Source organism: Xanthomonas sp. BRIP62418 (assembly GCF_003993495.1).
Lineage (GTDB): Bacteria > Pseudomonadota > Gammaproteobacteria > Xanthomonadales > Xanthomonadaceae > Xanthomonas > Xanthomonas euroxanthea.
In genome coordinates this window covers 158,391-180,817 of sequence record NZ_QEZG01000034.1, presented here as the reverse complement: position 1 = coordinate 180,817, position 22,427 = coordinate 158,391, and the positions used below count along the sequence as shown (strand labels likewise).

The window sequence follows — 22,427 nt, the reverse complement described above, 5'->3', positions numbered from 1 at the left end:
ATGCCCTAGTACCGCAACACCATGCCGCCGATCGCCAGCCCGGCACCGGTGCCGAGCAGCGCGAACAGATCGCCGCGCTGCAGGCGTTGCTCGACCCGGGCGTGATGCAAGGCATGCGGCAGCGATGCGGCGACCTGGTTGCCGGTGTCCTGCAGGATGCGAACCACCTGGTCGGGGCGCAGCCCCAGCGCCTGTACCACGTGCTCCAGGCCGCCGCCGGAGGCCTGGTGCGGCACCAGGCAGCGCAACGCTGCCGTGGTGGTGCAGGCCTCGCGCAGCAGTTGTTCCCAGAATGCAGGCAGCTGGCGTGCAGCGAACCGGTAGGCGCCACGCCCATCCATGCTGAAGCTGCGCAAGGCATCGGGCGCCTGCTCTTCACCACGCGGATAGCGCGTGCCGCCGCCGCGAATGCGGCACAGCTCTGCGCCGTCACCGTAGCTGGCCAGGCGGCTGGACAGCAGTGCCGAGCCATCATCGGCGGCGCTGCGCGTCACGACCACCGCAGCCGCCCCATCGCCGAACAAGCCGGCCGTGGCCGGCGTCGACGCATCCAGCCCACCCGATGCCACCTCGCTGGAGACGATCAACACGCGCCGGTAGCGCCCGAGCGCCAATGCATTGGCGGCCATGTCCAGCGCCACCAGAAAGCTCAGGCAGGTCGCGTTGACGTCGAAGGCAGGAATGCCCGAATCACCCAGCCCGAGCGCGCGCTGGATCAACACCGCCTGGCAGGGAATCGGCTGCTCCATGACGCTGCAGGCCGAGATCAGGCAATCGATCTGATCGGCGTCGATGCCCGCGCTTGCCAGCGCCTGGGCCGCTGCCGCCGCACCCATCGACGAGGCCGTCTCGCCCTCGCCCACGTAATGGCGCGTGGCCACCCCCGAGCGTGCGAAGGTGGTGCCCGCCGGCAGCTGCCAGCGTTGATCCAGCTGTTGCGAGGTCACCTCCGTCGCGGGGACATGGCGCCCGGTGCCCAGGATGCGCAGCGGCAATGCGTTCAACACGGAGGTCTCGTTGGACAAGGCGCGCAGCATACCGTGGCTGGCGTGGACCGAGCCGATCGATCGCCGGAGCGCGCAATGCGCATCGCCTGCTTGCGAGGACGGCGATCGGTCAGTCGATCGACATATCGTTCCAGACCACAATCGCCGGGCAGTCGTGCCGACGTGTCAGGGCGCTTCCACCGCGTACCCCAGCGCCTGCAAGCGCGCCAGATAGCCATCGGCCGCGGTCAGCCGGCTGATCGGCAGCACCGCGAAGGTGCTGCGATTGCGTTGCAGCGCGGTGGTGGCGATGCCCAGCCAGTGCTCGCGCATGCGCCGTTCCAGATCGTCGATCCCGCGCTTCCTGGCGGCGCCGGAACTGGCCATGGCACTCATGCAGGCCGCTTGCGGATCTTCGCGTGGCAACTGGCGCAGTGCCTCGATATCGCCCACCGACCAGGCGTTGGCGCGCTCGACCATCGTGGGCAGGTCGCGCTCGACGGTGACCAGGATGCTGCGAAAGCACGCGGTGTCGTCCATGCCGCCGGCGCGGAACTCCTTGATGGCCTGGCGTGGGTCGGCGATCTTGTAATCCAGCGCAGTGGGGGTCGGCTTGATCCCGGCGCGCTTGGCGGCACGCTCCACCACCGACCAGATCACCGGCGAGCGCGCCAGGCCGGAACGCTTGATCGCTGCCTGATACAACTCCCCGGCGGCAAGCATCGGGCGCTTGCGCTCCACCCCGCGATCGCTGCCGAGATAACGCGCCTTGGCAACCGACCAGCGTGCATACAGCTCGGCCGGCAGCAGCTCACGCAGCTCGCGGCCGTCTTCGTTCTTCATCGCCTTCATCGCCGAGGGCAGCAGGGTCAGTTTGCCGAAGAATCCCATATCCGCATCGATCTGGACGGTCGGTGCCATCAGCACCTGCTGCGACTGGGCGATGATCGTTTCCACCTCGGTGGACTGCCACTGCAGCCGCTTCGGCAGCGGCGACACGGTGCCCAGGATCCACAGCACATGATCGCCCTTGCTGACCTTCCACAAGCCCGGGCCGGGCTGCACGCCGCGCACCACCATCGCTTCCAGCTCGACCACGGCCGGTGGTGAGGGCGCGGCCAACTGCGGCTTCGCGCCATCGCTGGCCGCCGCCAGCAACGACACCAGCATCGCTCCCACGCCGCATACCGCCCGCTGGCCTCGCATCACGTCTCGCCCCCTGTGTGAGACGCGGACACTACGCCAAGCCGGACCTGGCCGCGTTAGGGAAACGTTCGACACCGCCGTCGTCGCTGGCTCAGCGTGGCTCCAGGCTGGCCAGGTGCGCAGCCAGCGGCGAGGCGCCGTCGAGCAGTGCGAAGCCCTCCCAGACGAACCCCGGCGAGACCGTGCAGCCCACCAGGGTGAACTCGCCAAGCGACCGCGCCGCCTGCCAGCACCCCGCCGGCACCACGTGCATCGGCTCGCCGCGCCCGGCGGCATCCAGGATCAGGCGTTGCAGCTGTCCACTGGCCTCGTCGTAGATCGACAGCTCCAGCGCATCGCCCTGCTGCCAATGCCAGCTTTCTTCCGCATCCACGCGATGCCAGGCGCTGGATTCGCCGGCAGCAAGCAGGAAGCGGATGGCAGTCAGCGCCGGGCGCGGCTGGCCGCCATCGGTCACCTGGCGCGCGGACGCATACACCCGACGGAAATGCCCGCCCTCCGGATGCGGGGCGAGTTCGAGCGAACGGATCAGGGTGGCGGCGGTCGGATGCATGCGTACATGCTAAGCCAGCCAACGCCGCGCGTGCATCAGGGCAGATGCTTGCCCGCACGCAGGCAGGTGCGGAAGAACACCAGCAGGTCCCAGCTGTAGCGCTTGAGCAGACGACGCGGCTCATTGAGCAGCCGGTACATCCACTCCATATGCAGGCGCCGCACCCAATCCGGCGCACGTTTGGCGGTGCCGGACAGGAAATCCAGCAACGCACCGACACCGAAGACCAGCGGCACGTTCAAGGCCTGGCCATGATCCAGGATCCAGCGCTCCTGCAGCGGGTTGCCGAAGGCCACCAGCAGCACATCGGCGCCCGAACGATTGATGCGCTCGGCCAGGCCCTCGCCGGCGGCGGCAAATTCGCCGTAGCCGTCGCACATGCCCACCACCTGCTGGCCCAGGGTGCCGGTCAAGGTTGCGGCAGCGGTCTTGCCCACGCCCGGGCGACCGCCGAGCAGGAAGAACTTGAGCGGCTGCGCCGCTTCGCGGCACAGATACGGAATCAGGTCGGTGCCATTGAGGTTGCCGGCAAAGCGGCGGCCATGGATCAGGCGGGCCGCCAGATCCATGCCGATGCCGTCATTGACGATGCGCACGCTGGGCTCGCGCATGCGCAGCCGCAGTGCCTGGCACTGCACGATGAAATTGGTGTTGGCAAAAAACACCCGGCGTGGTTGCCGGGCGGCCAATGCGTGAAACAACTCCAGTGCAAACGCTTCCTGCGTAGTGGAGAGCACCGGAAACCCGCCAAGCGGAATCACCACGCCTTGCGTGGCGGCGCTGGCGGTTGCTGTCGTCTCCGTATCCACGTGCCGGCCCTGCATCATCGAATCACCAAAGGTCGTAAGGAAACGCGGCCAGCAGCCCGGCCTGCAGTTTTTCCAGGTCGAAGTCGCCGTTGCCACCGAGCTGCAGGCATTCTTCCACGCTGTTGCCCGAGTGCCACTGCATGCGTCCGGTGCCGTTGTAGTAGTCGTCGTACTTGAAACGATCCTCGCCGTTGCCCCAGTCCAGGTACACCGCCGGAATCCCGTAGGCCTCGGCAAGAATCAACCCGTGCAGCGAACTGCTGATCACCAGCTCGGCACCCAGCAGCGCACTCATGAACGTCGCGGGCTTGACGTTGGGAAACACCAGATGATCGGCGTACGCGCTGTACTTCTCGACCGGCTCGTTGAAATGCGGAACGATGGCGAAGGGGCGCTTGTTCGCCGTTCCCAGCGCATCGGCGGGGAAGAACATCGGCGTCAGCAGACCGGGATCGCCATACACCTCCGGCACCGCGATCCCGCGGTCGAGCAGGAACTGCCGCGTCTTCGGCCCACGCACTGCGCGCACATCCAGCGTGCTGAAGGTATTGCGCTCGGCGGGAATCTTGCCGTTGATGCCGCTGCCCCAGACGGTGTCGCCGTCCTTGGCAAAATGCAGCACCGAACCGATGGCGATCAGTTTCTTGCTGAGATCGCGCTTCTCGATCAGCGTCTTGTCCTGCAGGGAGAGCACACAGGACACAATCACCTTGGACAGATGATCGCCCATGTTGACGCCGGCATTCTTCGGCTGCCACCAGAACAAGGCACGGCGTTCCGCATGTTCGATCCATTTCTGCAGCAAAGCATTGGCCATAACGAGCAGTCTCCTTCTAAAGTTGGGTGCGCCGCATCAGTGCGAGAGCGCGGCCTCGGAAGAAGCACGCACAGCTGCGCCATCTGGCTGCGGGTACAAACGGGTTTCCGGGTACGCACCGGGATTGAGTACGCGGTCGGTGGTGTCGGACCAATTCAGGCATTGGCGGTAACGCACGCGCGGTGCTTCCAGCGCGAGACTGATGGCCGCAATGACCGACTCAGCATTGCCGGGAGTGTAGCCGAAACGCGATTGATACGGCCCTACGACGGCATTCGGACACACCGCAGGCAGGCCGAAGAAATCGTATTGCAACAGCTTCATCGAACTATCGGCCAGATACACCGGCACCTGCTCGGACGCGTAAGGTGCGATCCCGAAACGGGCGTGCTTGATGTAGCCGATGGTCTCGGCGTGCTTCATCTCGCCATAGACCACCACGTTGTCGCCGTAGCCGGGGTGCCGGCCCATGCCCGAGCCGATCACATGGAACGTGACCTGCGGGAACGCCTTGCTGGCCACCACGAAGAACTCCGGATCGAACAACATCGAGCCCACCGCGACTGCATGGATGCCTTCGCCATACGGCGACGGGTCGCCCAGCTGATCCAGGTTGTGGTCCACCCCGTGACCGACGTGGTACACGTTGTCGCGGCTTGCCACTTCCTCCGCCATTGCCGGCGACACCAGTGCGATCACATCCAGCGTCGGTGCAACCCGGTCGAACTCGCGTTCGATATAGGACGCGACGTTGATCGTGCTCAGGCCATCGGAGGCGCGATAGACCAGCTTGGCTGCCGGATTGACGCGCTTGGCCAGCTCGATGAAGGCCACCGCGATACCGCTTTCGAACACGATCACATCCGCCTCGCGCATCCAGTCCAGCAACTGGCGCGGCGGGTGCGCGGCATACCACCGGAACATCGCATCTTCGACCGCGCGCAGCCAGGCGCGGCGCGTATTGAACGGATGCACCGTCGTGCGCCACAGATAGCATTCCACGCCCTTGTGCGAGACCACGGTATTTGCGGTGTCATCCAGCGGCAGCCGCATATCGCCCTTCATGCGCGACAGCCGGCTATAGCGCAGCGAGAAAAACCGCGTGGTGCCGCGTAGCGCGAGCTGATCGGTGATGAAATGGATATTGGCGCGCCGTGGCGTGCGGTAATCGTGGGCGGACAAGACCAGATAGCAAGGCCGGCGAATGCCGGAAGCGGCGGCGGGTGTATCGCTCATGGGCCGTGTCCTATGAATGAGTGGGGGAAAGCATGCACGAACGCAGGCGAAGGCAACGTCGATCTCATTGGCGTGCCTTGGCCTGCTTCAGCAACTTGCGGATATTGAGGATGGCAATCACGTCGCGACGGAACGCCGGCCAGATCGCCAACGCCAGCAGGCAGACCGCCGCCATCGTGGCCGCACCGACGGCCAGTTGCTGCCATAGCGGGCCACCGACGGTGATGGAGGCGTAATACGCGCATCCCCCCGCCACGCCATACGCAGTCATCGCGCGCACCGCATTGGTGAACAGCGCGCCCACCGGCGCGTCGGAGATCTTGCCGACCCAGACCAGCGACAACGGCCAGGTCACCAGCAGACCGAACGAATAGCCGATTGCCACGCCCATCGCGCCCCAGCGCGAGCCGACGAAGATGCAGCCGATCAGCACGATGCGGCTCACCAGCGAGAACAGCAACTGCGCGCGCATCAGGCCCCTGGCAAGGAACACCCAGTAGGTTGCATAGGACGCCGTCTGGAAGATACCGCCCAGCGTCAGCACCTGAAACAGGGGCACGGCCTCGCGCCACTGCTCGCCGAGCACCAGCACGATCAGCGGCATGGCCAGCGCACAGGCGAAGGCGAACAGCGCCACGATCAGATGCACCATCACCGTCTGCCCGCGCAGCAGGAAGGCGCTGAAGCGTTCGCGGTCGTCCTGCAGCTGCGACAGCACCGGCAACGCCACGCTGGTGGCAGGCGCGTTGATCTGGTTCAGCGGCATCATCAGCAACTGGAATGCGCGGTTGTACAGGCCCAGTGCGTCCGGGCCGGTACGCCAACCGATGATGACCTGGCCGACGTTGCGGCTGGCATAGCCCAGCAGCTGTGCGGCCATCAGGTTCCAGCCGAAGCTCATGAAGTCACGCATCGGCGCCGAGCGCTGATAGCCGCCCGGCAACCAGCGCGCGCAGCTGGCGGCGATGACCAGATTGACCGCCGCCTGCACCACCTGCTGCACCACCAGCGCCCAGTATCCCCAACCCAGCAAGGCAGCAGCGACGGCCGCACCCAGGCCCAGCACCTGCGACCCCACATCGCTGAGCGCAACCTGGCCAAACCGCAATCCGCGGCTCAAATGCGCGCGGTACTGCGTGGTCATGCCGTTGATCAGGAAGGTCACCGCCAGCGCCTGGGAAATCGTCACCAGCGCCGGTTCTTTGTAGAAGTTGGCAATCACATGGGCGGAGGCGTACACCACCACCGACAGCGACAAGCCAATGCCGCTGTTGATCCAGAACAGGTTGTCGCGTTGCTCGCGGCTGACATGCTTGGCCTGCACGGCAGCGGCAGACAGGCCGAAATCGCGCAGGATCTCGGCCGCACCGACAATGGCGGTGACCATCGCCATCAGGCCGTAGTCGTAAGGCGTCAGCAGACGCGCCAGCAGGATGATGCCGCCGAACTGCACGACCATCTTGGCCGACTGGCCGATCATGGTCACCGCTGCGCCACCGGCAGCGCGCGAACCGAGGCTGCGCTGTGGCGGCGGCGTGGGGGGATTCATCGTCGGGATCTCTGCGGTCACAGCGCGGCGTCTCCATCCTTGCCGAGCGCTTCCAGGTAGGTGCGGTAGTGCAGCTGCCCGATCCGTGGCCAGTCGCGTTGCGATAGATCCGGCGCCGCACCGCGCGGCGCGGCGCGTACCTTGTCCAGCATGCCGGTCAGCAATGCCGCATCAAATTCGCCCTCGTAAAGAAATACCCAGCCCGGACCGACTTCTTCGGCGATCGCCGCATTGGATTCGCTCCACGGCGCCAGCACCGGGCGTGCCAGCGACAGCGCCAGCAACAAGGTGCCGGAGTTGTGCATCTGCCGGTACGGCAGCACCACCAGCTCGGCCTCGCTGACCTCGCGTGCCAGCACCGGCTCTTCGACATAGGCCAGCAAGGCGCTGATGCGCGGATCCTGCGCGCAGGCCTCCTCCACCAGGCTGCGCATCTGCGGCGTGGCCGGGTTGCCGACGATACGCAGCTTCAGGCGCGGATCATCGACCTGACGCATCACCTCCAGCAGCGTCTCTACCCCCTTGTACGGGCGAATCAGGCCGAAGTGCAGCAGCCGCCCCGGCACCGGCGTGCCCTGCGGCATCTGTGCAAACCACTCGCGATAATGGCCGTGCAGGATGGTGTCGGTGAACGGCGGTCGCGGCGGCGTGGTTGCGTTGATGCGGATCCAGCGACGCGTCAGCCGATCGATCCAGCGCAACAGGCCGCGCTCGCGCCAGCCCCGATCCTCGTGCGGCGCCAGGTTGTGCAGGGTGCGCACTACCGGCGTGCCGGTCAGCTGCAGCTTGAGCAACAACAGCGCCGCACACATCTGCTTGGCCAGGGTGCCGACAGAACTGGGATGGCGCAGCAGGTATTCGGGCCAATGCAGATGCAGCACGTCGTAGCGCGACAACAGCGCATCGCGCATCGAAAAGAAGCGCGGCTGCACTGCATCGGGCAGCGACGCGTACAGCTGGGTCAGATACGGGTTGGTGCTGGCATTGGGCTTTTCGGTAGAGAACAGCACGGTGACCTGTGGCTGCGCGGCCGCCCGCGCAGTCGCTGCCGATGCAGGCGCGCTCATCGCACTGCCTCCTGCGGACGACGGGTGCCCAACGCGGTGTGGTATTCATCGACGTAGCGCCCGACCACATGCTTCCAGTCGTAGCGGCCCACGTAGGCCATGGACGCTGCGCGACGCGCGTCGAAATCCACGTCCGCCTGCAGCGCAAGCGCCTGCACCTGGTCTGCGGCCGCATCGATCCTGTCGCGGTTGACGATCACGCCCTGCCCCGATTCGCTGGCAAGGCGCACGAACGGCGGGATGTCGCTGAGGATGGGAATCAGGCCTGCACTCATCGCCTCGACCGCGGCGATGCCGAAGCCTTCGTGGCGCGACAGGCAGACGAAGAACTGCGCCTGCTGCATCAGGCTGCGCAGCTGCTCCTGCGAGGGCGACATGCTGAGCTGCACCTTGTCCTGCAGGCCCCGCTCGGCGATCGCCTTGCGCAGGTCGGCCTCGTTCAGATCGTATTCGCGCCCGGCGATGATCAACCGCCACTGCGGATCGCGCTGCAGCGCCGCCTGCAGCAGCTCCAGGGTTTCGATCAGGCCCTTGTTCACCGACCAGCGGCCGAAATACATCATGGTCCGCCCCGGCGTTGCTGCGCCCTGCCCTGCGTATTTCTCCACGTCCACGCCGTTTTCGATCACCCGCAGACGTGCCGGCGACACCACCTTGGCGAAGAGCTCGCCGTCATTCTCGCTGGTGGCGATCACCCGCGCATATGCCAGTGCCGAGGTGCGGGTGAGCGTCTGAAACCATAGCTGCTTCATCCGCGAGGCATATGCGGTATGGAAAAAACCGCCGTGCGTGGACACCACCATCGGCTTGCCATGCAGCGGCTTGGTCAGTGCCAGATAGTCGTAGAAAAAATCGATGCCATGCAGGTGGACCAGGTCGGCCGAGCGGATCGCGCCCAGCACCGACGGCGCCAACGGATAACGCGAGGAGCCGCGATACCCGATGCGCCTGATCGGCAAGCCCTGATGCGTCTCCTGCGCCGCAAGCTGCGCACCCGGATCGGTAAACACCCGATCCAGGGTCACGATCTCCACCGTATCGGCGCTGGTGGCCTGATGCTGACGGGCCACATTGAGAACGACTTCTTCCATGCCTCCGATCGAAGGGTGGAATTGGCGGACGACATGCACCACTTTCATTACGCCAATCTCCTGTGCCAGCGACGCAGAGACATCTGCATGTTCGGCCAATCATTCTGGAAGCTCGTCATTTACGTTTCAATCCCAACATCCACGGCGCAATGCGCACCAGCACCGCGCGCATCGGCACGCTGGCAACGATAGCGAACGCACTCAGGCCCATTGCCCAGGCTGGGGTGCCGATCGTGCCAGGTGCGATCACGCCCGTTCGTGCCACCACGCCGGTGAGCACCAGAAACACCAATGTGTGCGTGCACAGGATCAGCAGGGTATTGCCGCCGATCCATTGCAGCCACCGCCACTGCCGAACGAAGTAGGCCACACACAAGGTCATTGCAGTACCCAGCAGGCTGACCAGCAGGAACACCGCAGCGGAATGCCCGAACTGCAGATTGTTCACGTCCACCTGCCCGTTCCATCCGGCCAGCCACCACCACGCTGCCGCCAGCACCGGCAGGGCCACTGCCCAGACCGCGGCCCCGAGCGCGCGCAGTGCATCGGCATGGCGCGACAGCCATCCGCCCACGGCGATGAAGAACAGCGCAACGGGCACTACATCCAGCGCGAACGGGAGCCGCAGATGCAATGACGGAAACCAGCCCGCCCATGCCAATGCGAGCAGCAGACTGGTCGCAGCCAGGGCGGCCGTCGTCAGGCGCGTGCGCAAGGCGATGTAGGCCAGCGTGGTGACGAACAAGGCCGGCAGGAACCACAACGCCGGCAGCACGTACAGGCGCGTGCCGTTGGCCCAGAACAGACCGACAAAGGGATCCCACCACGGCAGGACATGCGAGGGATGCGGCGCGCGGCTGGTCACTCCCATCAGCAACCAGCAGGCGTAGGCCACCAGGAAAAACGCAAGGTAGGGAACCAGCAACGTGCGCGCCAATTTCCCTATCGTCGCCACCGTCATCGCGCGGTGGCCGAAGCGCTCGCCGACCCAGCCGGACAGCACGAAAAACAGCGGGACATGAAAACTGTAGGCAAACAGTTTGTAGGCGGCCGGCATGCCGTTGGCATGTCCCAACACCACCAGCACGATGGCCAGTGCCTTTGCTGCATCGATCTGCCAATCGCGGGTCAATGCAGGCGCTGGCGCAGCCTTGACCGCCAGGTCGCCGTGCCCGGCCGGGCTGGAATACGGTGCGGTGGTCATGCCGCAGCGCCAGTCATGCCGCCACCGGGCGGGCACCCAGGGTCCACGGCGCAAAACGCATCAGCACCCAACGCAGCGGCACGCTCGCAAGCAACGCAAACACCGTCACGAACACTGCCCAGCCCAGCCCGGGGCGCGAGGCACCGAATCCGCCGGCCAACGCTGCAACACCGGAAAGCACGAAGAACACCAGCATGTGGGTGCACAGGATCAGCAAGGTATTGCGGCCGATCCACTGTATCCAGGCCCAGCCCTGCACCAGCCGCGCCGCGCAGATCACCATCAATGAGCCGAGCACCGCACCGAGCATGAACCCGGCGTGGCTGCGGCCGAATTCCAGCATGTTGACGTCGATCCGGCCATTGCGATCGGCCAGCCAGGCCACCGGCAAGGCCAGCAGCAGCGTCACCAGCGCGCTCACCGGCAAGGAGGTCGGCAGACGTGCGGAGATGTGGACCAGCAAGGCACCCAGCGCGTAGAAGCACAGCGACACCGGTAGTACGTCCAGGCCGAAGAAAAGTCGCAGCTGCTGGCCCGGAAACCAGCCCATCCAGCACCAGGCCAGGGGCAGCGACGCCACCGCGATCAGCACCGGCGGCATCCAGCGGCGCAGCACGAAATAGCTGAGCACCGTCACCAGCATCACCGGCAGGAACCACAGCGGAGGCTGCACGTACAGATCGGGGCCAATACCGGTGAACATCGCCACGATCGGCTCCCACCACGGATGGCTGCCCCACCGCGCCGCCTTCTCGCCGATATTGCGCGTCAGTAACCAGTAGGCGTAACCGAGCAGATAGAACGTCACATACGGCAGCAGCAGGCCGCGCGCCTGCTTGCGGATCGTCAGCGCCAACCCGGTGGTCCGCGACGCATAGCCGGACGCCAGCCAGCCGGACACTATGAAGAACAGCGGCACATGAAAGCTGTAGGCAAACAGCGTCATCGCATGCGGCACGCCCTTGGCGTGGCAGAACACCACCAGCAGAATCGCCAGGGCCTTGGTGGCATCAATGCGCGGGTCGCGGCTGCGCCCGCCGTTGGCAACGTGCACGCCGGCCACCGGTGCAACCGGCTGCGGTGCGTGCGTTGCCGCCACACTCATCGTGCGCCTCCCGCGGGCAGTGGCAATCGTGCCTCATCGTCGGACAGATCCTGGCTGGTCTGCTGCGCAATGCTTGCAGCAGACCAGGTCGGCCGCATGTGCCACAGGCAGCCGCACACGAACCACCACAATGCCGAGGTCTTGATCGAGAAGTAACCATTGGACACCAGCAAGCTCAGCGCGAACGCAAAGATTGCCAGGTTCTTGAACAGCTGCCCTTCCTTGCTCGGCATCAACAACAGGAACGAATACGACAGCAGGAACGCAAGCACGCCGACGATCGACTGGGATGCGATGAAGTAGGCGATGCCGCTGTCGAAGTAGCGGTACGCCTGCGCAAAATCCAGGCCCATCCATGAGTTGAAGGACAGGTTATTCATCGAATTGACGGTGAAGAAGACCCGGCCCATCGTGTTGTCCTGATAGGCAGTGATCCCGGTGATCCACACCAGCAACCATGCGGTCATGATCACGACCAGGAAAATCAGGAAGGCCAGGCGTTGATCCAGGCGTTTCAACAGCGGCGACAGCAGCACCATCAGCACGCAGGTGCCCGCCGCAAGCCGCCCATCGGAGGCCACGATCATGAAGCCGATCAGGCCGACCGACAGGAGCAGCATCGCCGGCCGCATCCAGCGCCAGAACACCAGCACGATCGCGGTAAAGAAGCAGATGTAATTGCCCATGGTCACCGGCTCGATGAACATCGAGGAGGCGCGCGGAAGATTGGAACCGGGCAGGAAGTTGCGCTCGCCCGGTCGCGTGGCGCTGACGAACAGGTTGCTGTCTTCGTTCCAGAACCCCTCCGCGCTCATGCCGCGCGCGTTGACGAAGAAGCTCTTCGGGTTGACCAGATCGCCGTAGACACTGGGCGTCGCCAACTCGAACGCCGCAACCAACGACACGATGATGGTCATGCGCACGAACAGCTTGGGTACCGACCCGGTATAGGCCGAACCAAGCACCACGAAGGCAAACACCACCAGCGCGTCGCGGAAGAACTTCGGATCGACCTGCCAGTTCACCAGGAAGCGCAGGAACATCAAGGTGACGATCAGCCCAAGGCCGCTGATGATCAAGGCGATGCGCTTGCGGCTCATCGAGCCCAGGCCGAGCAGGAAACACGCGGCATAGACCATGAACTCGACCGCGTAGGTGATCACCGGACGCACGGTGAACACGTTCGCATTGATCAGCGCCAGCACCAGGTTGTAACCGACGCCGACCAGCAGCGTCAGTTCAATCAGCAGGTTGTGCCAGCGAACGCGGGCCTCGTCGCTCATTCGGATCAGCATGCAGACGCCTGCTTGAGAGGGGCGGCTGCAATGCAGCCGCCCACGGCGCTCGGCGCGCCAGGTCGCACACTCCCCGCCATCATCAGTACGCGGTCTTCTGTCCGAGCACACGTACTGCGGTCAGCACGATGATGCGGATATCCAGCCACAGCGACCAGCGACGGATGTAGTCCAGATCGTACTGGATGCGCTTTTTCATCGTGCGCAGCTCCGGGGTTTCGCCACGGAATCCATTGACCTGCGCCCAACCGGTGATGCCCGGCTTGACGTAATGGCGCTGCATGTAGTGATTGATCAGCTTTTCGTAATGGGTGTTGTGTTGCGCCGCGTGCGGACGCGGACCCACGATCGACATGCTGCCACCGAGCACGTTGAAGATCTGCGGCAACTCGTCCAGGCTGCTCCGGCGCAGGAACGCACCGAAACGGGTGATGCGGCTGTCGTTCTTGGTCGCCTGCTGGATGGTGGTGCCATGATCGTCATGCACACGCATCGAGCGGAACTTGAACATGTAGAACTCGCGACCGCCCAGACCATGACGACGCTGGCGGAAGAACACCGGACCCGGCGAACTCATCTTCACACCGACCGCAATCGCTGCCATCAGCGGCCACAGGCCCATCAGCGCGATCACGGCCAGGATCTTGTCCTGCAGTGCCTTGGCGACCACGAAGTAGTTGTCGCGGTCCACACCACCCTGGCGCAGGTTGATCACCGGCACATTGCCGATCTGCTCGCCGGACTGGTTCAACAGGCCGAAGTCGAACAGATCCGGCACCAGCTTCACGTTGATCGGATAGCGATCCAGGCGCTGCAGCAGCTGCTTGATGTGGTCACGCTCGCCCAGTGGCAGCGAGATCCACACCTGCTCGACCTGGTTGTCCTGCAGATACTCGATCAGCGCATCCGGATCGCCCAGGCACGGCAGCGACTGACGTTGCTCGGTCACCGCGATGTCGTACGGCGTGCGGAAATAGCCGACCAGGTTCATGCCGACCCAGGGATTGCGGCTGAGGTAGTGATTGATCTTCATCACCGGATGGCGCAGACCCACCACCACCACCCGCTGCACGTCCACACCCTGGGTGCGCAGGTGATTGAGGAAGCCGCGCAGCACCGTGCGGGCCGCCACCAGCGAGGCCAGGCCACCGACGAACCACAGGCCGATCCAGCCGCGCGACACCTGCTCGCCGACCTGCACGATCAGTGCGTGCACCGCAAACAGCGCGAACACACCGCCGAACGCGCCGCCCAGCACCATCAGCTCGCTCAACAGCCCGCGACCGCGCCAGCTGCGATACAGCGGGAACAGCGCAAAGCAGATCACCGAATACAGCAGCGTGGTGGCGATGGCGACCCGGTACGGTGCCGCAGGCACCCAGGAACCGAAGACGATGCGATAGGCGATCAGCCCGGAAGCCACGACCATGGTGAGGTCGAAGACACGCAGGACCAGGTCGGCTGCAGCCGAATACTTGGACAACAATCGCGGCGAGGATGTCGTGTAAGTCGCGCTACTCAAGTCTGCCAAAAGCATGGGGATGTCCTCCAAACTCGATACGGTGCATGCGGGGGAACATACGAATCGCACGCGAGCTTTCAATCATCTCCGTCGAGCGATCACCGCGGTAATACCTACCGACCCCAGATCGCACGACAGCCCTTTGTTTCAACAGAGACAAACTTTCAAACGAAGGAGCCCGAAACATACGGGATCCAACCTTTTCCACGCTGAATCAGTTGTCACTTCAATTAACCCATCGTTGTGCAACACCACGATGTCAGTCCAACCGCGCCTGCGCTGGCGTGCCTCGCAGGAAGTAGCGCACCAGAGCCACAGCCACGCCCAGAAATACGCCAAAGATGAAGCCCAAGGCGAGGTTCAATTTGAGTTTCGGCGAAGTCTTAGACGTAGGCACGTCTGCGGTGTCGATGATGGTCACGTTGTTGGCGCCGACGTTGCTCGCCACACCGATCTCCTTGTAGCGCTGCAGGAGCGCATCGTAGAGCTGGCGGTTGGTATCGACGTCGCGCTTGAGCATGTTGTAGCGGATGCTGCGGCTCTGCAGGTCCAGCTCATCGTTCCGCAATCCGGCGATGCGCTGGTTGAGCAATTGCTCCTGGTGCACCGACGCGTCGTAGGTCGCCTTGAGCGACTGGCGGATATTGATGACCTCGCCATTGATCTGGCGGCGCGACTCTTCGATCTGCGCCTTCAGGCGCTGCATTTCCGGATAGTCCGGCTTGAAGGTCGACAGCTTCTGCTGATACTCGGTGTTCAGGCGGATCTGCTCGCCGCGCAGGCTCTGGATCAGCGGGTTGCTCAGCACCTGCGGCAGCGACATCGCATCGCCGCTGCTGACCTGACGCCAGGCTGCCTCGGCCTTGATGCGGGTATCCTGCGCCGATGCCAGCATCGCATTGAGGTCGCTCAGGTTCTGGGCGGGAAGCGATGGCTTGTCATCACCCACCGACACGATCTGCTCGTCGGTGGAATAGGTGACCAGATTCTTCTCCGAGTCCTCCACCTTGTCGCGCAACTGCTCCAGACGCTCGGCCAGGAACTTGGTCGCGAACGAAGACGCCTTGATGCGGCGTTCCTGCGTGCTGACGATGAAGACCTTGGTGTAGGTGTTGGCGATCTTGGCCGCCAATACCGGGTCCGGCGAATCGTAGTTGACGTAGACCAGGCGCGAATTGAGGATCGGCTCGACCACCAGCCCGGCCAGCAGCGTATCGGTCAGGCTGCGCTCGATGATGGCCTGGCGCGAGTCGACCGACTTGCCGGCTTCCGGATTCTTGGCAGCGGCCTTTTCCAGCGCCTCGTCGACCTGCTGCTTGAACGCCGGCTCCTGGTCGAGCCTGGCCTCGCGGATCACCGCACGGGCCAGCGAACGGCTCTGCAGCAGCTGGTACTGGGTCTGGTAGAAATCGCGATCCTGCGGCGACTCCACCGGCATCAGGTTGTCGACGTTCACCACGTTAAGCGAATCACGCTCGATCTGCAGCGTGCTGGTGGCGCGGTATTTTTCCGGCATCAGCAGGGTGACGCCAAAGGCCAGCGCCACGGCCGCGACGGTGATCAGGATGATCAACCAGCGCTGCGACACCAGCGCGCGCCAGTAGTCGAGCAAGCCAACGTCGGCCAGCTCAAGATGCCCATGACGATGAGACGGGGAGGAACGATTGTCTGAATTCATACTCATCGGTAAGCGCGCCACACCATCACAAGGGGGGTCAGTTCCAGCATGGTGCGCAGCCAGACGCGTGCGTCCGAGCGATACACCACAACGATGTCGCCGCCGTAGATCTCAGGGTCCGGGTTGGCCCCCTTCTCGATCTGGGTCAGATCGAATCTGGCGATCATCTTTTGCCCGTTGACGGTGCGGAACACGATGACGTTGCCGCGGCTGGCCACCGTGCTGACACCCTTGGCCTGCGCAATGGCCTGCTGCAGGGTCAGGTTGGCGCCGATCACCGGATAGATCCCCGGCTCGTCGACCGCACCGGTCACCGTCACCCGGCGACCATTGGACTCCTGTACGAACACCGATACCTGCGGCTGCTGCAGGTATCCAGCGGCGTAGCGGTCTGCCACCAGCTTTTCCAGCTCGCCGACGCCCAGGCCGGCCGCCTTGACGTCGCCGATCAGCGGCAGCGAGATGTGGCCGTTCTGATCGATGCGGACCTGCCGCTCCAGGTCATCGACCTGGAACACCTTGAACAACAACAGGTCGCCTGGGGCGAGTCGATACTCCGGTTGCACTGCCGACATTGCGAGCGGATCCGGAAGCGGCAGGGAGTCCGCCATCTTCGGACCGGTGCTGCATGCGCCCAGTGCCATCGAGCAGATCAACGCCAGGCTGAGGCCTTGGCAGAATCGTCCGATCAGTTTTTTCATGCGTGTGGCTGGCTGCCTCGGTTGGGTGGGACAGGACCTCGCGCAGCATTCGACCGGCTAACACGCCAGCAAGAACGTACGACAGAGAAATTCATCCCAAGACGCTCGGGATCACGACAGGTGTGACGTGTTGCAGCGCACTATGGCATAGAACCAAGGCATCGCAAGACGCTGCTCGCCATTTTTTTGACGGCGTTGGCCTATTGATTCAAGTTCGTCGTTACACCGTTAACAAAACGTGATCCACGTACTAATCCAGCGCGACTGATTCAGAGCATTTTCGGACACTTAGCCACATTCCGTGACCCAGGTCCATGCGAACGGGACCGCGATGAAACGGACGCGACCAGTGCTTTCATGCTGCTCTGCAATATGCCGATATGCATATCGTGTCACCCGCATGACACGCCGCCGACCGCATGTTGCGGCGCAACAAAAAAGCCCATGTCCGTAAAGACATGGGCTCTGTGTTTGGTCGGGGTAGCCGGATTCGAACCGACGACCACTAGTCCCCCAGACTAGTGCGCTACCAGGCTGCGCTATACCCCGAAGATGTTGCTTCCGCCACGAGGGCGGCCTGCGATTATAGCGGCTTTGTGAAACGTTTTCCTAGCGGCGCAGCAGTTGCAGAACCTCTTCCAGTTCCATGCGCACCTGCTTGATGATCTGGTTGCTCAGTGCCGACTCGCTTTTGGCGCCATCGCCTTCCAGACGCAGACGTGCGCCACCGATGGTGTAGCCCTGCTCGTACAGCAGGCCGCGGATCTGGCGCACCATCAGCACATCGTGGCGCTGGTAGTAGCGCCGGTTGCCGCGCCGCTTGACCGGTTCCAGGCTCGGAAATTCGGTTTCCCAATAGCGCAGCACATGCGGCTTGACGTCGCACAGTTCGCTGACTTCGCCGATGGTGAAGTAGCGCTTGGCCGGAATTGGCGGTAGTTCGCGATTACTGCCCGGATCCAGCATAAGCCTCCACCCGCTCCTTGAGCTTCTGGCCCGGACGGAAAGTCACCACCGTGCGCGCCGAGATCGGAATTTCCTCACCGGTCTTGGGATTGCGACCGGGCCGTTGATTCTTGCGCCGCAGATCGAAGTTGCCGAAACCGGACAGCTTCACCTGACGGCCCTGCTCCAGCGCATCGCGCAGCACATCGAAGAACGCGTCGACAAATTCCTTTGCCTCGCGCTTGTTCAGACCGACCTCGTCGAACAGACGTTCGGCCATCTCCGCTTTCGTCAATGCCATGCCAATCCCCTGGTTACCGCCTCAACTCCGGATCCGGGCGCGGTGCTCGCGCTCGATCACGGCCACCACATCGGCAACGACTGCGTCGACGTCCCGGTCGGTGAGAGTGCGCGAGTTATCCTGCAAAATCAAGCCCATAGCCAGACTCTTGAAACCTGGCTCGACCCCCTGCCCGACATAGCGGTCGAACAGCTGCACCTCGCGCAACAACGGCCCGACCGTGGTGCGCACGCTGGCCGACAGGGCCGCCCAGCTCACCTCTTCCGGCACCAGGAAGGCCAGGTCGCGACGGACCGAAGGGAACCGCGACAGCTCACCGGCACGCGGCAGCGCGCGTTGGACCAACGCGGTCAGTTGCAGCTCGAACGCGATCACATCCACGTCGATGTCCAAGGCCTTGGCCAGGCGCGGATGCACCTGCCCGATCCAGCCGATGCAAACGCCGTCGCGATGGATGTCGGCCGAGCGCCCCGGATGCCCGAAGGGCTGGGCGGAGGGCTGGAAGTCCAGCACCGCGCCGCTGGCCGCCGCCAGCGCCATCAGGTCGCCCTTCAGATCGTGGAAGTCCACCTTGCGCGCCGGCTCGCCCCACTGCAGCGCCAGGGCATCGCCACACACGGCTGCGGCGACATGCTGCGACTCCTGCGGGGCAGCGCCAACCTCGGAGGCAGCAGCGAACACCTTGCCCAGCTCGAACAGGCGCACGCGGCCGGCCTGGCGGGCGGCATTGCGGCCCAGCGTCGCCACCAGGCCCGGCAGCAGGCGCGGACGCATGATCGCAAGCTCGGCACTGAGCGGATTGGCCAGCGGCACCAGGCCGTCGGTCAGCTGCCAGCGCTCCAGCAAGGTGGCATCGACGAAGGCGTAATTGATGGTTTCCTGCAGCTCGCGCGCCACCAGCTGGCGGCGCACGCTGAGCTCGTCGAGCTGGGTCTCGCTCGGCATCGCAATCCGGCTTGCCCCGCCCGGCAGCGTGGTCGGCACGCGGTCGTAACCGTGGATACGCGCCAGCTCTTCGATCAGATCCTCCTCGATGGCGATATCGAAGCGACGGCTCGGCGCCATCACCTGCCAGCCTTCGGCAACCGCCTCCAGCTGCATGCCGAGCGCGCCCAGAATGCGCACGACCTCGGCATCGTCGATCCGGATACCGAGGACGCGCGCGATCCGCGCACGCCGCAGCAGGATCCGCGCCGGCTGCGGCAGATGCTGCGGCAGTTGCGCATACACCACCGGGCCCGGCGTGCCACCGGCCAGCTCCAGCACCAGCCGCGTCGCCACTTCGATCGCCTGGGGCGGCAGCGCCGGATCCACACCACGCTCGAAGCGATGACCGGCATCGGTATGCAGCCCGAGCTTGCGGCCACGGCCCATGATCGCGGCCGGGTCGAAATACGCCGACTCCAGGAACACGTTGCGCGTGGTCTCGGTGACGCGCGTGTCCAGCCCACCCATCAGGCCGGCCAGCGCCACCGGGCGATCGGCATCGGTGATGGTCAGGAAACTGTCGTCCAGCGTGACCTGCCGCCCATCCAGCAACGCCAGCTGCTCGCCGCCGCGCGATCGGCGCACACCGATCGGGCCCTGCAGCGTATCCAGATCGAACGCATGCATCGGCTGGCCAAGCTCCAGCATCACGTATTGGGTGACATCCACCAGCAGCGAGACCGGACGCACGCCGCTGCGGCGCAGCCGCTCGGCCAGCCACACCGGCGTTTTCGCGGCCGGGTCGATGCCTTCGATCACGCGTCCGCAGTAGCGCGGCGCCTCGCTACCGGCAAGCAACTCCACCGCCAGCGTGCGCGTGGACACCGGCGCCACGACACCGGCATCGAAGGCCACCACTTCGCTGGCGCATGCCGCCGCCACGTCGAAGGCGATACCGCGCACGCTGAAGCAATCGGCACGATTGGGCGTGAGCTTGATCTCGATGCTGGCATCGGGCAGCCCCAGATACTCGGCCAGGGCTTGGCCCACCGGCGCATCGTCCGGCAGCTCGAACAGGCCGGACGCGTCGCTGTCCAGCCCCAGTTCCTTGGCCGAGCACAGCATGCCGTTGGACGCGACCCCGCGCAGCTTGGCCGCGGTGATGGTCAGTTCGCCGATCTTTGCACCGACCAGCGCCAAAGGCGCCACCAGACCGGCACGCGCGTTGGGCGCGCCACACACGATCTGCAGCAGCTCGCCCTGCCCTGCATCGACACTACAGACCTGCAGACGGTCGGCTTCCGGATGACGTACCGCCTCGACGATACGCGCCACCACCACCTGCCCCAGTGCCTGGCCCAACGACGTGACCTCTTCGACCTCCAGACCGATCGCCGTCAGCGTCGCGGCAAGCTCGTCGCGGCTCGCCTGGATGGGAACGTGGCTGCGCAGCCAATTTTCAGAGAATTTCATGAGGAGCCGGGATTGGGGATTCGGGATTGGGGATTAGCAAAAACGCGTCGACGGAGTCCGGGGCGGACCGGGGCGCTGTTGCAAATCCCCAATCCCGAATCCCGAATCCCCGCCGTCAAGCAAACTGCCGGAGAAAACGCACATCGTTCTCGAAGAACGCGCGCAGGTCGTTGACGCCGTAGCGCAGCATCGCAAAGCGCTCCACGCCCAGGCCGAACGCGAAGCCGGTGTAGCGCTCCGGGTCGATGCCGACGCTGCGCAGCACGTTTGGGTGCACCATGCCGCAGCCGAGCACTTCCAGCCAGCGTGTGCTGCCGTCCGGCTGCTGCCAGGCGATATCCACTTCCGCGCCCGGTTCCACGAACGGGAAATAGCTGGGGCGGAAGCGCATTTCGAAGTCGCGCTCGAAGAACGCCCGCACGAACTCGGACAAGGTGCCCTTGAGATCGGCGAAGGTGGAATGCTCGTCCACCAGCAGGCCTTCGACCTGATGGAACATCGGCGAGTGGGTCTGGTCCGAGTCGGAGCGGTACACCTTGCCGGCCGCGATCATGCGCAGCGGCGGTGTGTGTGCATCCATGTAGCGCACCTGCACACCGGAGGTGTGGGTGCGCAACAGGCGGCCATCGCCGAAATAGAACGTGTCGTGCATCGCGCGCGCCGGATGGTGCGGCGGAAAGTTCAGGGCTTCGAAGTTGTGCCAGTCGTCCTCGATCTCCGGACCATCGGACAACTCATAGCCCAGGCGCGCAAAGATCTCGACGATGCGCTCGAGCGTGCGCGTGACCGGGTGCAGTCCGCCCCGTTCACTGCGACGCCCTGGCAAGGTCACGTCGATCCGCTCTCCGGCCAGACGCGCGTCCAGTGCGGCGTTTTCCAGCGCGTGCTTGCGCTCGGACAGTGCAGCGGTCAGCGCATCGCGCGCCAGGTTGATCGCTTCGCCAGCGGCTTTGCGATGATCGGCTGGCAGCGTGCCGAGCTGCTTGAGCTGGGCGGTGATGCTGCCGCTCTTGCCCAGCAATGCGACGCGCAAGGCTTCCAGTTGGTCCGGCGTCTGCGCGGCGGCGACATCGGCCAGCGCACGCTCGGTCAGGGATTGAATCTCACTCATTGCACTCGCGCCTCAACTGCTCAGCCGAACGGTGTTTCCGGATGCACCGGAATGCATTGCCACTCAAATCGCGTCCTGCCCGGCATCCACTCAACGATGCCGGCCATCTAAAACGCAAAAGGGGAAGGACTCGCGCCCTTCCCCCTGCATATCTGCTTGCCCTCGCCGGAGGCCTGCACACGAATGCGCAAACCCCGACAAGAAACTACCCTTTCAAAAGTCCGCACATGGATGTGCGGGCTCTTGCAGAGGGACCTGCATTTACGCCGCCAGCGCGCCCTTGGCCTTCTCAGCCAGCGCGGCAAAGCCGGCGGCGTCGTGAACGGCGATATCGGCCAGCACCTTACGGTCCAGGGTGATACCAGCCTTCAGCAGGCCGTTCATGAAACGGCTGTAGCTCAGGCCATTGATGCGGGCAGCCGCGTTGATGCGGGTGATCCACAACGAACGGAACACGCGCTTCTTCTGCTTACGGCCGATGTAGGCGTACTGCTGCGCCTTGATGACCGCCTGCTTGGCGACGCGGAAAACCTTGCGACGGGCATTGTAGTAGCCCTTCGCCAGGGTCAGAATTTTCTTGTGGCGGCGGCGCGCCTGCACACCACGCTTTACTCGTGCCATGGTTCAGTCCTCAGAGGTAGGGAAGCATACGGTCAAGACGGCCTGCGTCCTCGGCACGGACGTGATTCGTCTGCCGCAGGTTGCGCTTCCGCTTGGTCGCTTTCTTCGTGAGGATATGGCTACGGTTTGCGTGGCCGCACTTGTACTTGCCGGAGGCGGTCTTGCGGAAACGCTTGGCCGCCGCCCGGTTGGTCTTGATCTTGGGCATTGCAATGTCCTTGATGGTGTTT

Annotated in this window: 21 protein-coding genes and 1 tRNA gene; all 22 read right to left on the bottom strand. The window is 64.4% G+C overall.

Features of this window, described 5'->3' with window-relative positions; genetic code table 11:
• Positions 1 to 5 precede the first annotated feature (5 nt).
• The gene (locus tag EO174_RS09550; RefSeq protein WP_164740156.1) at positions 6 to 1,037 is read right to left on the bottom strand and encodes a 3-oxoacyl-[acyl-carrier-protein] synthase III C-terminal domain-containing protein; all 1,032 of its coding nucleotides are present in this window, start codon (positions 1,035 to 1,037) and stop codon (positions 6 to 8) included.
• Positions 1,038 to 1,172: 135 nt separating this feature from the next.
• Positions 1,173 to 2,192, bottom strand: coding sequence for a TraB/GumN family protein (locus EO174_RS09545; RefSeq protein WP_164740155.1), 1,020 nt, complete (start codon positions 2,190 to 2,192; stop codon positions 1,173 to 1,175).
• A gap of 91 nt (positions 2,193 to 2,283) precedes the next feature.
• Positions 2,284 to 2,745: a cupin domain-containing protein gene (locus EO174_RS09540; RefSeq protein WP_104647970.1), complete on the bottom strand. Its 462-nt coding sequence runs from the start codon at positions 2,743 to 2,745 to the stop codon at positions 2,284 to 2,286.
• Between the two features lie 35 nt (positions 2,746 to 2,780).
• A complete protein-coding gene (locus EO174_RS09535) occupies positions 2,781 to 3,572 on the bottom strand; it encodes a WecB/TagA/CpsF family glycosyltransferase (RefSeq protein WP_119131349.1) in 792 nt (263 codons plus the stop codon).
• Between the two features lie 4 nt (positions 3,573 to 3,576).
• Positions 3,577 to 4,371, bottom strand: a complete 795-nt coding sequence (locus EO174_RS09530) for a polysaccharide pyruvyl transferase family protein (protein WP_104582017.1) — start codon at positions 4,369 to 4,371, stop codon at positions 3,577 to 3,579.
• Positions 4,372 to 4,407: 36 nt separating this feature from the next.
• Positions 4,408 to 5,607 carry a glycosyltransferase gene (locus EO174_RS09525; protein ID WP_104582016.1) on the bottom strand — a complete coding sequence of 400 codons (1,200 nt, stop codon included), beginning with the start codon at positions 5,605 to 5,607 and terminating at the stop codon, positions 4,408 to 4,410.
• 64 nt (positions 5,608 to 5,671) lie between these two features.
• Entirely contained in the window at positions 5,672 to 7,156 is a 1,485-nt protein-coding gene (locus tag EO174_RS09520) for a lipopolysaccharide biosynthesis protein (RefSeq protein WP_164740154.1), read from the bottom strand.
• A gap of 17 nt (positions 7,157 to 7,173) precedes the next feature.
• Complete coding sequence (locus tag EO174_RS09515) at positions 7,174 to 8,223, bottom strand: glycosyltransferase (protein WP_104582015.1); 1,050 nt, start codon at positions 8,221 to 8,223, stop codon at positions 7,174 to 7,176.
• Positions 8,220 to 9,362 carry a glycosyltransferase family 4 protein gene (locus EO174_RS09510; protein ID WP_115677731.1) on the bottom strand — a complete coding sequence of 381 codons (1,143 nt, stop codon included), beginning with the start codon at positions 9,360 to 9,362 and terminating at the stop codon, positions 8,220 to 8,222. The genes EO174_RS09515 and EO174_RS09510 overlap by 4 nt, the downstream gene beginning before the upstream one ends.
• A 67-nt stretch (positions 9,363 to 9,429) precedes the next feature.
• Positions 9,430 to 10,518, bottom strand: a complete 1,089-nt coding sequence (locus EO174_RS09505) for an acyltransferase family protein (RefSeq protein WP_126944047.1) — start codon at positions 10,516 to 10,518, stop codon at positions 9,430 to 9,432.
• Positions 10,519 to 10,531: 13 nt separating this feature from the next.
• Entirely contained in the window at positions 10,532 to 11,623 is a 1,092-nt protein-coding gene (locus EO174_RS09500) for an acyltransferase family protein (protein WP_126944044.1), read from the bottom strand.
• A complete protein-coding gene (locus tag EO174_RS09495; RefSeq protein ID WP_164740161.1) occupies positions 11,620 to 12,906 on the bottom strand; it encodes a polysaccharide biosynthesis protein GumE in 1,287 nt (428 codons plus the stop codon). The genes EO174_RS09500 and EO174_RS09495 overlap by 4 nt, the downstream gene beginning before the upstream one ends.
• A gap of 94 nt (positions 12,907 to 13,000) precedes the next feature.
• Complete coding sequence (locus tag EO174_RS09490) at positions 13,001 to 14,455, bottom strand: undecaprenyl-phosphate glucose phosphotransferase (RefSeq protein WP_104582011.1); 1,455 nt, start codon at positions 14,453 to 14,455, stop codon at positions 13,001 to 13,003.
• Between the two features lie 244 nt (positions 14,456 to 14,699).
• Positions 14,700 to 16,139, bottom strand: coding sequence for a GumC family protein (locus EO174_RS09485; RefSeq protein WP_104582010.1), 1,440 nt, complete (start codon positions 16,137 to 16,139; stop codon positions 14,700 to 14,702).
• Positions 16,121 to 16,819, bottom strand: coding sequence for a polysaccharide biosynthesis/export family protein (locus EO174_RS09480; protein ID WP_164739129.1), 699 nt, complete (start codon positions 16,817 to 16,819; stop codon positions 16,121 to 16,123). Before EO174_RS09480 ends, EO174_RS09485 begins: the two co-directional genes overlap by 19 nt.
• Before the next feature lie 472 nt (positions 16,820 to 17,291).
• Positions 17,292 to 17,368 (bottom strand) — tRNA-Pro (locus tag EO174_RS09475).
• A 60-nt stretch (positions 17,369 to 17,428) separates the two neighbouring features.
• Positions 17,429 to 17,785: a MerR family transcriptional regulator gene (locus EO174_RS09470; protein WP_005995911.1), complete on the bottom strand. Its 357-nt coding sequence runs from the start codon at positions 17,783 to 17,785 to the stop codon at positions 17,429 to 17,431.
• Positions 17,766 to 18,065, bottom strand: coding sequence for an integration host factor subunit alpha (locus EO174_RS09465; protein ID WP_002811076.1), 300 nt, complete (start codon positions 18,063 to 18,065; stop codon positions 17,766 to 17,768). The genes EO174_RS09470 and EO174_RS09465 overlap by 20 nt, the downstream gene beginning before the upstream one ends.
• 21 nt (positions 18,066 to 18,086) lie before the next feature.
• Positions 18,087 to 20,465 carry a phenylalanine--tRNA ligase subunit beta gene (gene pheT, locus EO174_RS09460; protein WP_126944038.1) on the bottom strand — a complete coding sequence of 793 codons (2,379 nt, stop codon included), beginning with the start codon at positions 20,463 to 20,465 and terminating at the stop codon, positions 18,087 to 18,089.
• Positions 20,466 to 20,580: 115 nt separating this feature from the next.
• Positions 20,581 to 21,576, bottom strand: coding sequence for a phenylalanine--tRNA ligase subunit alpha (locus EO174_RS09455; protein ID WP_126944035.1), 996 nt, complete (start codon positions 21,574 to 21,576; stop codon positions 20,581 to 20,583).
• A 261-nt stretch (positions 21,577 to 21,837) separates the two neighbouring features.
• A complete protein-coding gene (gene rplT, locus EO174_RS09450; RefSeq protein ID WP_016903313.1) occupies positions 21,838 to 22,197 on the bottom strand; it encodes a 50S ribosomal protein L20 in 360 nt (119 codons plus the stop codon).
• A 10-nt stretch (positions 22,198 to 22,207) separates the two neighbouring features.
• On the bottom strand, positions 22,208 to 22,405 hold the full coding sequence (gene rpmI / locus EO174_RS09445) for a 50S ribosomal protein L35 (protein ID WP_002811096.1): 198 nt from the start codon (positions 22,403 to 22,405) through the stop codon (positions 22,208 to 22,210).
• Between the last annotated feature and the right edge of the window lie 22 nt (positions 22,406 to 22,427).

What these genes read in the sequence shown, in the direction of transcription:
- EO174_RS09550 (WP_164740156.1), bottom strand. Translation starts at nt 1,037, where the DNA reads ATGCTGCGCGCCTTGTCCAACGAGACCTCCGTGTTGAACGCATTGCCG.
- EO174_RS09545 (WP_164740155.1), bottom strand. Translation starts at nt 2,192, where the DNA reads ATGCGAGGCCAGCGGGCGGTATGCGGCGTGGGAGCGATGCTGGTGTCG.
- EO174_RS09540 (WP_104647970.1), bottom strand. Translation starts at nt 2,745, where the DNA reads ATGCATCCGACCGCCGCCACCCTGATCCGTTCGCTCGAACTCGCCCCG.
- EO174_RS09535 (WP_119131349.1), bottom strand. Translation starts at nt 3,572, where the DNA reads ATGATGCAGGGCCGGCACGTGGATACGGAGACGACAGCAACCGCCAGC.
- EO174_RS09530 (WP_104582017.1), bottom strand. Translation starts at nt 4,371, where the DNA reads ATGGCCAATGCTTTGCTGCAGAAATGGATCGAACATGCGGAACGCCGT.
- EO174_RS09525 (WP_104582016.1), bottom strand. Translation starts at nt 5,607, where the DNA reads ATGAGCGATACACCCGCCGCCGCTTCCGGCATTCGCCGGCCTTGCTAT.
- EO174_RS09520 (WP_164740154.1), bottom strand. Translation starts at nt 7,156, where the DNA reads ATGAATCCCCCCACGCCGCCGCCACAGCGCAGCCTCGGTTCGCGCGCT.
- EO174_RS09515 (WP_104582015.1), bottom strand. Translation starts at nt 8,223, where the DNA reads ATGAGCGCGCCTGCATCGGCAGCGACTGCGCGGGCGGCCGCGCAGCCA.
- EO174_RS09510 (WP_115677731.1), bottom strand. Translation starts at nt 9,362, where the DNA reads ATGAAAGTGGTGCATGTCGTCCGCCAATTCCACCCTTCGATCGGAGGC.
- EO174_RS09505 (WP_126944047.1), bottom strand. Translation starts at nt 10,518, where the DNA reads ATGACCACCGCACCGTATTCCAGCCCGGCCGGGCACGGCGACCTGGCG.
- EO174_RS09500 (WP_126944044.1), bottom strand. Translation starts at nt 11,623, where the DNA reads ATGAGTGTGGCGGCAACGCACGCACCGCAGCCGGTTGCACCGGTGGCC.
- EO174_RS09495 (WP_164740161.1), bottom strand. Translation starts at nt 12,906, where the DNA reads ATGAGCGACGAGGCCCGCGTTCGCTGGCACAACCTGCTGATTGAACTG.
- EO174_RS09490 (WP_104582011.1), bottom strand. Translation starts at nt 14,455, where the DNA reads ATGCTTTTGGCAGACTTGAGTAGCGCGACTTACACGACATCCTCGCCG.
- EO174_RS09480 (WP_164739129.1), bottom strand. Translation starts at nt 16,819, where the DNA reads ATGAAAAAACTGATCGGACGATTCTGCCAAGGCCTCAGCCTGGCGTTG.
- EO174_RS09470 (WP_005995911.1), bottom strand. Translation starts at nt 17,785, where the DNA reads ATGCTGGATCCGGGCAGTAATCGCGAACTACCGCCAATTCCGGCCAAG.
- EO174_RS09465 (WP_002811076.1), bottom strand. Translation starts at nt 18,065, where the DNA reads ATGGCATTGACGAAAGCGGAGATGGCCGAACGTCTGTTCGACGAGGTC.
- pheT (WP_126944038.1), bottom strand. Translation starts at nt 20,465, where the DNA reads ATGAAATTCTCTGAAAATTGGCTGCGCAGCCACGTTCCCATCCAGGCG.
- EO174_RS09455 (WP_126944035.1), bottom strand. Translation starts at nt 21,576, where the DNA reads ATGAGTGAGATTCAATCCCTGACCGAGCGTGCGCTGGCCGATGTCGCC.
- rplT (WP_016903313.1), bottom strand. Translation starts at nt 22,197, where the DNA reads ATGGCACGAGTAAAGCGTGGTGTGCAGGCGCGCCGCCGCCACAAGAAA.
- rpmI (WP_002811096.1), bottom strand. Translation starts at nt 22,405, where the DNA reads ATGCCCAAGATCAAGACCAACCGGGCGGCGGCCAAGCGTTTCCGCAAG.